11 protein-coding genes are annotated in these 13,039 nt (G+C 38.9%); all 11 read right to left on the reverse strand.

The window, feature by feature from the left end; genetic code table 11:
* Positions 1 to 68 precede the first annotated feature (68 nt).
* Positions 69 to 1,700, reverse strand: a complete 1,632-nt coding sequence (locus tag BKP57_RS08365) for a peptide ABC transporter substrate-binding protein (RefSeq protein ID WP_072741343.1) — start codon at positions 1,698 to 1,700, stop codon at positions 69 to 71.
* Positions 1,701 to 1,714: 14 nt separating this feature from the next.
* A complete protein-coding gene (locus tag BKP57_RS08370; protein ID WP_050350984.1) occupies positions 1,715 to 2,719 on the reverse strand; it encodes an ABC transporter ATP-binding protein in 1,005 nt (334 codons plus the stop codon).
* Between the two features lie 8 nt (positions 2,720 to 2,727).
* Positions 2,728 to 3,693 carry an ABC transporter permease gene (locus tag BKP57_RS08375; RefSeq protein ID WP_072741344.1) on the reverse strand — a complete coding sequence of 322 codons (966 nt, stop codon included), beginning with the start codon at positions 3,691 to 3,693 and terminating at the stop codon, positions 2,728 to 2,730.
* Positions 3,693 to 4,625, reverse strand: coding sequence for an ABC transporter permease (locus BKP57_RS08380; RefSeq protein ID WP_072741345.1), 933 nt, complete (start codon positions 4,623 to 4,625; stop codon positions 3,693 to 3,695). The genes BKP57_RS08375 and BKP57_RS08380 overlap by 1 nt, the downstream gene beginning before the upstream one ends.
* A 10-nt stretch (positions 4,626 to 4,635) precedes the next feature.
* Complete coding sequence (locus BKP57_RS08385; protein ID WP_050350981.1) at positions 4,636 to 5,460, reverse strand: M55 family metallopeptidase; 825 nt, start codon at positions 5,458 to 5,460, stop codon at positions 4,636 to 4,638.
* Positions 5,461 to 5,663: 203 nt separating this feature from the next.
* The gene (gene murA / locus BKP57_RS08390; RefSeq protein ID WP_050350980.1) at positions 5,664 to 6,992 is read right to left on the reverse strand and encodes a UDP-N-acetylglucosamine 1-carboxyvinyltransferase; all 1,329 of its coding nucleotides are present in this window, start codon (positions 6,990 to 6,992) and stop codon (positions 5,664 to 5,666) included.
* A gap of 34 nt (positions 6,993 to 7,026) precedes the next feature.
* Positions 7,027 to 7,746, reverse strand: a complete 720-nt coding sequence (locus BKP57_RS08395; RefSeq protein WP_050350979.1) for a YwmB family TATA-box binding protein — start codon at positions 7,744 to 7,746, stop codon at positions 7,027 to 7,029.
* Positions 7,747 to 7,868: 122 nt separating this feature from the next.
* Positions 7,869 to 8,099: a DUF1146 family protein gene (locus BKP57_RS08400; RefSeq protein ID WP_050350978.1), complete on the reverse strand. Its 231-nt coding sequence runs from the start codon at positions 8,097 to 8,099 to the stop codon at positions 7,869 to 7,871.
* A 2,095-nt stretch (positions 8,100 to 10,194) separates the two neighbouring features.
* Entirely contained in the window at positions 10,195 to 10,590 is a 396-nt protein-coding gene (locus BKP57_RS08410) for a F0F1 ATP synthase subunit epsilon (protein ID WP_050350976.1), read from the reverse strand.
* Between the two features lie 102 nt (positions 10,591 to 10,692).
* Positions 10,693 to 12,102 carry a F0F1 ATP synthase subunit beta gene (gene atpD, locus BKP57_RS08415; protein WP_072741346.1) on the reverse strand — a complete coding sequence of 470 codons (1,410 nt, stop codon included), beginning with the start codon at positions 12,100 to 12,102 and terminating at the stop codon, positions 10,693 to 10,695.
* A 43-nt stretch (positions 12,103 to 12,145) separates the two neighbouring features.
* On the reverse strand, positions 12,146 to 13,015 hold the full coding sequence (gene atpG, locus BKP57_RS08420) for an ATP synthase F1 subunit gamma (RefSeq protein ID WP_050350974.1): 870 nt from the start codon (positions 13,013 to 13,015) through the stop codon (positions 12,146 to 12,148).
* Positions 13,016 to 13,039: the final 24 nt, after the last annotated feature.

Below are 13,039 nucleotides of genomic sequence, written 5' to 3' on the forward strand. Positions count from 1 at the left end.
ATTTACCCTCCCATTTTTTTCAAAAGGGGACTCTATCAAATGATATTATCGAAGTCCCCTTCATGCTGTTATTGTTTATCCGCATGCTTTAAATCAAGGTACCCTACTGGATGACGCAGTATGTTCGTAACTCCTTCTTGTAATACTTCTACCTGATTATAATATCGAATTGGAAATAGCGGCATTTCCTCAGCAAGCATTTTTTCAGCTTCGTACATATACTCCCAACGCTTTGCTTCATCTGCTTCTGATTTTGCATTAACTATTAATTCATCATAGGTTTCATTTGACCAGCCAGTGCGATTCATATAAGAGCCTGTAATAAAACTCTCTAAGAAATTAACTGGATCCGCATAATCATATAAAAAAGAACTTCTGGACAATTGGTGCTTCAAAGCCTTTTGGTCTTCTAAAAAAACATTCCATTCCGTGTTTTCAAGTTCCACATCTACCTCAATATTTTCACTGAGCATCCCTTGAATTGTTTCAGCTACATCTTTATTAACATTTTCCGTATTATAGGACAATGTTACTTTCGGAAGCTCCTCATACCCTTCTTCCTGCATCCCTTCCTCCAATAGCTTCTTTGCTTCCTCTGGGTCAAATGAAACGATCTCTCCATTAACATCACGGAAGTCTTCTCCACTAGGATTGGTAAACCCTGGAGAGACAAACCCATGAGCAGGCTTCACCTTATTTTTCACGACATATTCAGCGATATTTTCCTGATCAACAGCTAAAGCGAACGCCTTTCTTATCTTTGCATTTTGAAATGGCTCCTCGGTAACATTAAATCGATAAAACTCTAACCCACCTTGATCAACAATCTGCACATTATCACCATCTATTACCTGATCGGATAATTCTGCAGGGATTTCGGCTGAATCTAACTCTCCTCGTTCAAACATTTGATATTCCGTATTAATATCATTGACCATCACCCAATGGACGCCGTCTAAGCGTACATTATCCACATCCCAGTATTCTTCATTTTTCGTAAACATCATCTCATTATCATGTTCCCAGGATTCCAGCTTAAACGGTCCATTTGCAACAAATGACTCTGCTTCAGCATGCCACTCTGGGTTTTCTTCTGCTACTTTATGATTTACTGGAAAAAAAGCTGGATTTGTTAATACATGTAAGAAGAATCCTGTTGGGTTTTCCAATTCTACTTTAAGTGTCTTTTCATCCACTGCTGTTATTCCTAAATCGTCTGCAGATCCTTCCCCACTATTAAAAGCTTCTCCGCCTTTAATAAAGTAACCGAGAAATCCAGCTGATGAACCTGTTTCAGGATTTAACAATCGCTCCCAAGCATAAATAAAATCTTCTGCTACGACCGGATCGCCATTGGACCAATTAGCATCTTCACGTAACTGAAACGTATATGTTGTTCCATCCTCGGAAACTTCCCATTCCTCGGCAACTGCTGGCTGCGGTGTATGGTCTTCTCCTAGTCGAGTCAGCCCTTCCATCAAATTATTTAATGCGTTCCAAGAAACATTATCAAACCCTATTGCTGGATCAAAAGACGTTGGCTCTTCCCCATTATTCAGCTGAAGGATCTTCTCCCCTTCCGCTTTCTTCTCATTTGCTGCTCCATTTTCCTCTTCTGTACCAGCACTTTCTTTCGCTGTACAAGCAGCTAAAACAAGAAATACCAAGACTCCCATTAAGTAAAGCAAGCCCTTCTTCATCGACTCTCCCCCTTTTATTGGTTGGCTGTACGAGCCAAAAGTTGTTGCGCCCGTTCGTCCTGTAACCAGCAATCTACTTGATGTGATCTGCTGCGCTCAGTCGTCACGGGGTAAACTTTATCACACACCTCCATCGCCAATGGACATCTCGGTGTAAACGGACATCCTCGTGGTGGTGAGAATAAATCTGGTGGCGTACCGTCAATTGGTGTTAATCTTTCCTCCTTTAAATCAAGCCGGGGAACCGATTTTAACAGACCTTTCGTATAGGGGTGCTGCGCATCATAAAATATGTCATATTTCGTTCCCGTTTCGATGATTTTTCCAGCGTACATGACAGCGATCCGATCTGCTATTTTAGCTACGACACCTAAGTCATGTGTGATAAGGATAATCGACACCCCTGTCGTTGCTTGAATATGACCAAATAATTCAAGGATTTGCGCTTGTATGGTCACATCTAATGCTGTTGTAGGCTCATCAGCAATCAGTAATTCAGGCTCGCAAATTAATGCCATTGCGATAACAATCCGTTGCCGCATACCACCGCTGAATTGGTGCGGGTATTGCTTTAAGCGTTCCTTAGGATTCGGTATACCGACTAAATGCATCATTTCTAAAGCTTTTATTTTTGCCTCTTCTGCGCTAACAGCCTGATGCTCTCGCAAGCCTTCCATAAGTTGTGTGCCGATGGTGAGTGTCGGATTTAGAGCTGTCATTGGATCCTGAAAGATCATCGATATGTCCACACCACGTATAGAGCGCATCTGCTTTTCGGTATAGCTTGCTAAATCCTTACCTTTAAAAATCACCTCGCCCTTGATAATTTTTCCTGGCGGCTCTGGAATCAGCCGCATAATTGCTTGCGAGGTCACACTCTTTCCACAGCCTGATTCACCTACAATTGCTAGCGTTTCTCCTTTATTCAAGTGAAAATAAACACCTCGAACAGCTTTGACAGTTCCACCATAGGTTGAAAAAGTTACGTGTAAGTCTTTAACTTCAAGTAATGTCTCCATCTGTCCACCTACTTTCGCAGCTTCGGATCAAGTGCATCCTGAAGCCCATCCCCTAATACATTAAATGCAAACATCGTAAAAGAAATGAAGAATGCTGGAAAAAACAATGTCCACCAATGCCCAGACAGGATTGAGCCTAAGGAATCATTTGCCATCACACCCCAGCTAGCAAATGGAGCCTGAATGCCAAGTCCAAGAAAGCTTAAAAATGCTTCCGCAAAGATAGCACTAGGAACGGTTAACGTCATTTGCACAATAATCGGACCCATCGTATTTGGCAATAAGTTTTTCCGGATGATGCGTGATGTTTTTGCGCCGAATGATTTGGAGGCAAGTACAAATTCATAATTTTTAATTTGTAGAACTTGCCCGCGCACAATTCGCGCCATTCCGACCCATCCTGTAACGGTTAGAGCAAGAATAATGGTACTTAAGCTCGGACCAAGCACGACTAGTAATAAAATAACGACTAGCAAATATGGAAGCCCATATAATACTTCAATAATGCGCATCATAATATGATCAGTTCGTCCACCTTTATACCCTGATAAACCGCCATATATAATGCCAATCGTAAAATCAATTAAAGCTGCCATTAATCCAACAAACAAGGAAATTCGCGCTCCATACCAGGTACGAGTAAAAACATCTCTACCACCATTATCTGTTCCAAACCAATGTTCTTGAGAAGGTGGCTGATACTGGTTTGGTAAATCTTGTTTATTAACTTCATAAGGAGAAAGAATCGGTGCAAATATTGCAAAAATAGCAAGTAACACTAAAAACACGAATCCCGTCATTGCCAGTTTATTTTGAATTAACCTTCTCCAAGCATCCTTCCAATACGATAAAGATGGTCTTGATACAGCTTCTAATGCAGATTTATCCTGCTCTTTCCACGCAAACCATGCATCTGGTACCTCGGAAGCTTGAACAGGTTCTTGCCTTGCTTGATCCACCCATTTTGTTTTCATTACTTCCCGCCTTTCTTATGGAACTTTATACGCGGGTCTAGTATGCCGTATGCAATATCAACAAGGAATAACATGATAATTAAAAATGCACTGTAAAATACCGTTGTTCCCATAATGACAGGATAGTCACGTTGATTAATACTTTCTACAAAATATTTTCCCATCCCCGGTACAGCGAATATTTTCTCGATTACAAACGTACCAGTTAAAATTCCTGCTAGCAGTGTGCCCATAATCGTAACTACAGGCATTAACGCGTTTTTTAAAGCATGTTTACAAATAATTTTCCATGGTACTAACCCTTTAGCACGTGCCATTTTTATATAGTCTTGCGTTAAAACTTCCAGCATTGTCGATCTCGTCAATCTAGCAATAATAGCCATAGGCCCAGTAGCAAGTGCGGTAACTGGTAAAATCATATGTGTTGGACTTAACCACCTTGCCACTGGAAACCATTCTAGATTTACCGCCAATTGCTGAATAAGCAGGGTAGCTAACACAAAGTTTGGAATCGAAATACCTAATACAGCAAAGCCCATTGCTAAGTAGTCAATTATTTGATTATGCTTTAATGCCGCAAAGATACCTAAAGTCACACCAGATATAACAGCGACAATTATCGTAATTATTCCAAGTTCAAAAGAGATGGGAAAGCCCCGTCCGAGCATATCATTTACCGTTTGCGATGGTTGTTTGATGGATGGACCAAAATCGAAAGTAGCAATAGATTTCAAGTATAGAACATATTGCACAATATAAGGCTCATCCAAATTGTAATGCGCTTCCAAATTTGCCTGAACGGCTTCATTCGTTCCACGTTCACTATTAAATGGAGATCCTGGTATCGTAACCATTAAAACAAAAGTTAGTGAAACAATCACCCATAGTGTCAGCAGCATCATAAGTAAGCGCTTTCCTACATAACGTAGCATATGCCTCCTCCTACGAAAATTTAGTTATCATTGCCAGTTCTGTCATCACAAGCATTGCCTGATATGCTTCTAGCATATCTTGCGCCTGAAACCTCACAATTGTAGTTCCTGTTTCTATCTCTGTACCAGGCATTAGATTAGCCCATTCTGCTTGCCCATAATTGGCAAACTCCACTCGCAAAATCGGGTTACTTGGTGGAATTAGTGGTGAGATACTATCACGCTGCTGTATTGCTTCCGTTATCTTTTCTGTTAAAAGTTTCGCCGCTTTTTTAGGTGTTAAACTTTTGACAGACGATCTTGATATCGTCTCTTTTACAGCTGCCGTTTTCACGTTTGGGATAAGTGCTTCCGCTTCTTTTGCTGCCTGGTCATCGCCAGTAACGGCTATTACCGGGACACCATAATACCCTGCGAGATAGGCATTCAATCCCATTTCACCAATTTCTTGATCGTTTATATACATCGTTCTTACTGCTTGAATCATTGTATGAGACATCACGCCAAATTTGCCAGCGCGTGCGTGGTACCCAATAAACATGGCTCCATCAAACGTATTATCTAGTCCATGCATCATTGAAAATGGTTTTACCTCACCAGTAATAAGCTGTGCATCTGGATGTAGGTCTTCAATAAGTATGTTATTCATCTTCGAATGGCTGTCATTAACTAAAATCCCTGTGCAGCCATTATCCAATGCATTACGAATGACTACATTTGTCTCTTCAGTCATGATTTTTCTTGATCGTTCATAATTATGCATATTTGCTTTGACAAATGTTTCATCTGGTAAGCCAGTGATTCCTTCCATATCTACGGATAAATATAATTTCATTTTTTCTTTCTCCTTAGGGTTAAAATTTTCTTAAATTTTACCATAAATATACTAAAATGAAAAGTCGGAATTTAAAGAATAAACTTCACAGCAATTATGACATACAAAAAAACAGATGATTTGAAAAAAGCCTTCATCTGTTTTTCACACGACTTCTATTCGAAATATGAATGAATGCATCCTACATACTTATTACTAGCAGATTATGAAAGCTCTGCTGCTATTGAATGATGGATTGGCTCCACTTGGATAAGAGGCGATACAGCATTCCCCTTTTCATCTACCCTTTCCACATCTGCACCTAGAGCTGCCAATTTTCCGGCAAAGTTCACATACCCACGATCAAGGTGCTTTAACTCCGTTACTCGGGTTACACCTTCCGCTGCCAATCCAGCTAATACAAGTGCTGCTGCTGCACGCAAATCTGTCGCTGCTACTTCTGCTCCTTGAAGATCGCTAGGTCCTTCCATAATCACACTATGGCCTTCAATTTTCATCTTAGCATTCATACGACGAAACTCTTCCACATGCATAAAGCGGTTTTCAAACACGGTTTCCGTAATGACACTTGTACCTTGAGCAACTAGCATTAACGCCATCATTTGTGATTGCATATCTGTAGGAAACCCAGGGTGAGGTAATGTTTTTATGTCGGTTGCTTTTAACTGTTTAGGACCAATAACTCGTATTCCATTAGCTTCTTCCTTCACAATAACATTCATTTCTTCCAGTTTGGAAATTACGGAGCGCAAGTGTTCTGAAACTGCATTTTCAATCAATACATTTCCTTGTGTAATTGCCGCAGCCACCATAAACGTACCAGCTTCTACACGATCAGGTATAATTGAATGTTCCACGCCGCGCAATTTTTCAACGCCTTCAATACGGATCGTTTCCGTTCCCGCACCAACTATTTTGGCACCCATCTTATTGAGGTAATTTGCCAAATCAACAATTTCTGGTTCTTTGGCACAATTTTCTATAATTGTTTTTCCTTCTGCTAGTGCTGCTGCCATCATAATATTTTCAGTCGCCCCAACACTTGGCATATCTAAATAAATTTTTGCACCTTTAAGACGCTTGTTGACATTAAGTTCAACAAAGCCATTCCCAACATGAGTTTCAGCACCCATTGCTTCAAAACCTTTTAAATGCAAATCAATTGGTCTGGAACCAATTGCACAGCCACCTGGCATGGCAACTTTTGCATGCCCGTAACGTGCTAACAAAGGTCCGATTACGAGAACAGAAGCACGCATTTTTCTTACATATTCAAACGGTGCCTCTGTCGTTAAGTGATTTGAAGCATCTACCGTTACTGTGTTGTTTTCAAAATGTACATCTGCATTCATATTTTTTAGTACTTGATTTATTGTATATACATCAGCCAGTTCAGGAACATCTTTAATGACACTTTTTCCTTCACTTGCAATAAGACTAGCGGCAATGACAGGGAGCACAGCATTTTTAGCACCTTCCACTTTCACAGTGCCTTTCAATTGGTGTCCGCCTCTTACGATGATTTTTTCCATATTTCAAATCTCCTTCAGATCCAATTTCATTATATTAATATTCATTTATTAGGATAGGTGTTCCTATCATGTATGTAGGATTGTCCGATCCGTTTTCTTCGACTGCAATTTGTATATTCATAGGTGCATCTTCGATGGAAATACGTTGTTTCCATAATGGTGTATACCCGTAAATAATTTTTTTATGTGTAGATTGTTCTACTGTATCGAATTGTGTCTGTATTTGTTCTACTTGAAAATAATTTGTCAATTTGGTTAAAAAATAATCACCATTAATTATATCATTTCCTCTAGTCGTCAGACAAGCAAATCTCCTTACAGAATTTGTGAAATACTTGTTCATAAAGCTTTGGTTTATGAGAGTATAATTTTCTTCCGTATTGGAATTCCAACCATTCCCGCTTATTACGGCAATAAATTCTGCAGAAGCGTTTCCGTGACGCGGAATGACTACATTAAATAATACGTTTATTCCCTTAGATATATGGCGGTTTTTAAAAGAAATTTTAACCTTCTTTTCGTCTTTTGTCACACTTTTTTCGTATTTACGACTCAACATTTTCACTAATGCATCTTTTCTTTCAGGAGAAATGGATTCTTTCCATGTTGTTTGCCATTCTTGTATTGGTGCATTTTCAGTCATCATAAATTGAGCTAGATCCATCAGTTCATTTCTGCTTTCTTCACTTGGATCCATTCCAATATTATTTGCTACAAACATACATAAAATTGCTAGAATAATAGACTTTTTCACAATAAAATCCCCCATATCCAACTATTTCTTAATAATAGTATGAACTGGGAGATACAAAAGCATACCATACAAATGCTGACAGTCTTTTTATTCCCCAATATACAAGTATTCAGATCAGGAAATTAAAATAAATGATTTAAATCTCTGGACCACTGTAGCACTTCCAAAAAGAAGCGACTGACACCTGTTCCAATCACAATGGTTAAAAACAAAATTAATATTTGCGCTTCTTTCGCTCTTCCTTTTTTGATTATTGGCTCAAAGTTAATGGTCATCATCAATCTCCAAGTCAAGTATATAAATAAAAGATGTGAGATAAGACTAATTATCGCCTGTTGGCCTAGTGAAAACATACGAACCACCTTTATAAATTGCTATTAGAAAAACTTGGCTTGTCGCCAAGTCTTATGGCGGAAGCCTTTGTTTTTCTTATACTATAAACCAAAAAAATCTTATACTTTGTGTAAAAAAGACATTCAAAAAGTACTTTAACAGTGACACAGCGTTTCCTTACTTGCTGAGCAATCGTTTTACTTCCATACATGTCCATCTCCTTTAACAGCAGCAATATTTCTTTACTGTTATTCAAGCAGATATCCATCTGATTCAATAATTTTTTCAATAGCACTAATAGATACTTTGCCATGGATAAGAAAAAAAGTCAATTCAAAAGAAGGGGTGTGGCAAAACTATCCGATCCTAAATAACAAAAAATTGTCCATTCTTAACTACAAAGTGCAGTACTTCAGACAAAAAAACAGAGTGGCACATGCCTTGGACAATTAAAGTAAAACTTCGGTCTGTATCTTTCCCATATTCGACTGATTTTTACACAAGAGTATGTCATCAAAAGGTCTCTGAATAGAAGCTGACATGTTACTTACAAATGGATCAACTCACCTTAATATACACTAGCTGAAGTAGAAGATAAGGTTTATTTACTCTGCTCGTGAAATAAATTTATCTGTTGGTTAATTTTTTCTTCATATCCAAATTAGACAAATCTATTGCATTTCCCGGGAAATATCGACATTTTCTAAGACATATAATGTGATTTAGTTTACTTTTATAAGACTTCCAAAAGTATAAAGTAAATCTTCAATCAGCGGGGGCTTCATTTATTCCTCATGAATGTTAGTATCAGAATGGTATGACCTAAAAGCCACTTACGAAATAGGGCAATTAGGTGCTGGTATCTCCCACTTAGACTTGTTGCAGTACAGATTATCCAACTCCTAAAGCGGGAGGCTTAGACCACCTTACATACGGGATAGATGGTTATTATTTAGGAATAAATTTCCAATATCAAAGTTGCTAATGTTGTTTGCATTATATTAAGATGATCGTTTTATCCTCTATCAAGCTTTATTAAATCTCATCATTAAACACTAAAAGTAATACAAAATCTTTTTAAAATCTCCTTGGGAAAATTGTTCTTTATATACGAACAAAAGGGAATTTGTTCTATTCGCAACATAAAAACGGAAGATTTGAAGAAAAATTAAAGTGAAACATTACATAGGTCTTCCTGTATGGAGCAAACAGTTCAAAGCTAGAGGTCATCAGGTGGCTTGAAAGAGAAGCACCCTAGTTCGGCGTTCGATGCGTCGCTGACATAGCTTTCCTTGTCCTGTTACAGCGCCACTACGATTTAAACATCCTGCCCTAAATTTAACGAAATGGAAATGTAGAGCCCATATTACTGATAAAGTTGTTGATCAATCGGGGGTTTTATCCGCTTAGCATCAGAAGTCGCCAATCAATCCAAGTATTCGTCCGCTTCAATCAAAAAGTCGCTCTTCAATCGGACATACTCTGCCACTCCAGCCACAAATTCGCTCATCAACTAAAGGGTACTTGACTGCTTAGCATCAGGAGTCACTCACCATAAGGATGGAATGTCATGCTGTATCTCTCCTATTTTAATCTTGAAGTAGAGTTTTACGTCATATTACAACCGAGAAAAATGCTTTGCAAATTTTGATAGTCCTATACGGGTATTATTCCTTGATTATTTCTCCGATAGACTTTTCTTCTAACTAGATAATTTATTGTATTTGAAAAACTTCTTGCTGAACTACGCTGTTAATATGTTGGTAAATTGTGAACTTCGGCGAAAAAGTTGTGAACTTCGGCTAATTTCCATTTAATACCAAACATAGCCGAAAAGTTTAAAATATAAATTGAACCATAAATTAGCATTCCTCCTATTTTTCAAAACGAATAAACTAAGGTTTATATTGGATTTCATCGGACACTCTGCGCCCTGCCTTTAAATTTGAGCCGATATCTTGCCACAGGAAGAACTTGGAGGCTTACATCTACTTGAACGCTAAAACTAGTGGACATGTATCACTTTTACAATCATGTATGCACGGCTAGAGAATATGATCATTTACCTAACGACAAAAAATCTCCTATAACTATTTGTTATAAGAGATTTTTCGATTAACTGCTGACACTTAGTCGATTTATAGCTCTACGAAGAGCTAATTCCGCTCTTAACGTATCAATATCATCTTGTTTTGATTGGAGACGGCGTTCAGCTCGCTCTTTTGCTCGTTGAGCTCGATCAATATCAATGTCTGATGGTTTTTCCGCTGATTGCGCTAAAATGGTCACTTTATCTGGACGAACTTCCATAAAGCCGCCATTAACCGCTAATTTGTCTACATGGTTTTCACGTTTCAAACGTACCGCATTAATCGACAATGGCGCAACTAAAGGTATATGCCCAGGTAAAATACCTAACTCTCCACTTTCGGCTTTACAACTAACCATCTCATAATCATCTTCTAATACTGGACCGTCAGGAGTAACAACACTCACAGTTAGTGTTTTCAAAGCAACCCCTCCTTAACTTGACATGAAGGCGGTCAATGAATCATTGAATTCATTAACCGTTCCAAATGATCAAGTTTGATTATCTGATTCCTTTCATGTCTCTTATTCCATGCCTTTTGCTTTTTCTACTACTTCCTCAATGCGACCTACTAAACGGAAGGCGTCTTCTGGTAGATCATCATGCTTCCCATCAAGAATTTCCTTAAATCCTTTTACAGTCTCTTCTACAGGTACATAAGAACCTTTTTGGCCTGTAAATTGTTCCGCAACGTGGAAGTTTTGTGATAGGAAGAACTGAATCCGACGTGCTCGCGCTACAACGAGCTTATCTTCATCGCTTAATTCATCCATTCCTAAAATCGCAATAATATCTTGTAATTCACGGTAACGTTGCAATGTTTTTTGTACTTCGACAGCTACTTCATAATGCTCTTGTCCAACAACCTCAGGGTCTAATGCACGTGAAGTTGATGCAAGCGGGTCTACCGCAGGATATATCCCTTGTTCCGATAAACCACGGTCAAGGTTAGTTGTAGCATCTAAGTGGGCAAATGTTGTTGCTGGTGCAGGGTCTGTATAGTCATCTGCTGGTACATAAATGGCCTGTATCGATGTAACAGAACCTTTTTTCGTAGATGTAATACGTTCCTGCAATTGTCCCATTTCTGTTGCCAACGTCGGTTGGTAACCAACGGCAGAAGGCATACGTCCTAACAAAGCAGATACCTCAGATCCTGCTTGGGTAAAACGGAAGATATTGTCGATAAATAACAATACGTCTTGCCCCTGTTCATCACGGAAGTATTCTGCCATGGTTAATCCAGTTAGCGCAACACGCATACGAGCCCCAGGCGGTTCGTTCATTTGCCCAAATACCATAGCTGTTTTTGCAATAACTCCAGAATCTTTCATTTCATAATAAAGGTCGTTTCCTTCACGTGTACGTTCACCAACACCCGCAAACACAGAAATACCTCCATGTTCTTGGGCTATATTATTGATCAGTTCTTGAATAAGTACTGTTTTTCCAACACCGGCTCCACCAAACAGACCAATTTTACCACCTTTTACATAAGGCGCTAATAAGTCTACTACTTTAATCCCTGTTTCCAAAATTTCTGTTTCCGTTGTTAGATCTTCAAAATCTGGTGACTGTCGATGAATTGGGTCGCGACGTACATCTGCTCCCAAAGGTTCATCCAAATCAATATTGTCTCCAAGTACATTAAATACTCTACCCAATGTTACATCGCCAACTGGAACCGAAATCGGACTTCCTTTATCCTCAACTTCTAATCCACGTCTTAAACCATCTGTTGATGACATGGCAATGGTACGAACGCTATTATCACCTAAATGAAGCGCAACTTCTAAGGTAAGCTCTTTGGCTGTATCAGCTGAGTCATCAGCTATTTTAACAACAAGAGCGTTATTAATATCGGGAAGCTGACCATCAGCGAATTTCACGTCAACGACAGGTCCCATTACTTGTGTAATACGTCCTTTGCTCATCGATTTCCCTCCTAACGTACTTTCCTGAAATCATCGAAGAAGCTTATTCAAGCGCAGCTACTCCTCCACTAATTTCCGTTATTTCCTGTGTAATTGCAGCTTGACGCACACGGTTGTAAGTTAATGTTAACTTATCAATAAGCTCTCCAGCATTATCTGTAGCACTTTTCATTGCTGTCATACTAGCCGCGTGTTCACTTGCTTTCCCATCCAATAATGCACCATAAATAAGGCTTTCTGCATATTGTGGTAAAAGCACGCCAAGAATTTGCTCTTCATTGGGCTCATATTCATATTCATCATGGAAGGAAGAAGTATTGTTATGCTCACCTAAATTGGTAATCGGCAACAGTTGGGTTGTCGTTACCTGCTGGGAGATTGCACTAACATAATGGTTATATATGATGTGCAGTTCATCAATTTCTTCATCCTCATATAATTGCACCGTTTCCGAGGCAATTTCTTTTATATCTGCAAAATCAGGCTGATCACCAATGCCAATGATACTTTGGGCAATTGGAAGATCCATTTTTTTACAAAATTCATATCCCATACGCCCAATAGCTATAATGGTGTATTCATCCTTTGACTGATGGCGCTGCTGGATTTTTTGGTAGAGTGCTTTTAACACATTACTGTTATAAGCGCCCACCAAACCTTTATCCGCTGTAATGACCATATAACCAGTCTTTTTAACTTCCCGCTTTTCTAACATCGGGTGGGACGTCTCTGTAGCAGAATTTGCGATATGGGCCATAACTTCTTGAATTTTTTTACTGTATGGTTCAAAAGCTTTTGTATTTTGCTCTGCTTTTGTCATTTTAGAAGCTGAAACCATTTGCATAGCAGAAGTAATTTTTCTTGTTTTCTTGGTAGAATTAATTCTACCCTTAATATCTCTTAGTGATGCCAAGCTCGTTCACCGCCCTTTCTCATA

This window comes from Virgibacillus sp. 6R (assembly GCF_001895305.1).
Taxonomy (GTDB): Bacteria; Bacillota; Bacilli; order Bacillales; family Amphibacillaceae; genus Virgibacillus; species Virgibacillus pantothenticus.

Coding starts and splice junctions, on each gene's coding strand:
- BKP57_RS08365 (WP_072741343.1), bottom strand. CDS start 1,700: ATGAAGAAGGGCTTGCTTTACTTAATGGGAGTCTTGGTATTTCTTGTT.
- BKP57_RS08370 (WP_050350984.1), bottom strand. CDS start 2,719: ATGGAGACATTACTTGAAGTTAAAGACTTACACGTAACTTTTTCAACC.
- BKP57_RS08375 (WP_072741344.1), bottom strand. CDS start 3,693: ATGAAAACAAAATGGGTGGATCAAGCAAGGCAAGAACCTGTTCAAGCT.
- BKP57_RS08380 (WP_072741345.1), bottom strand. CDS start 4,625: ATGCTACGTTATGTAGGAAAGCGCTTACTTATGATGCTGCTGACACTA.
- BKP57_RS08385 (WP_050350981.1), bottom strand. CDS start 5,460: ATGAAATTATATTTATCCGTAGATATGGAAGGAATCACTGGCTTACCA.
- murA (WP_050350980.1), bottom strand. CDS start 6,992: ATGGAAAAAATCATCGTAAGAGGCGGACACCAATTGAAAGGCACTGTG.
- BKP57_RS08400 (WP_050350978.1), bottom strand. CDS start 8,099: ATGTTTTCACTAGGCCAACAGGCGATAATTAGTCTTATCTCACATCTT.
- atpD (WP_072741346.1), bottom strand. CDS start 12,102: ATGAGCAAAGGACGTATTACACAAGTAATGGGACCTGTCGTTGACGTG.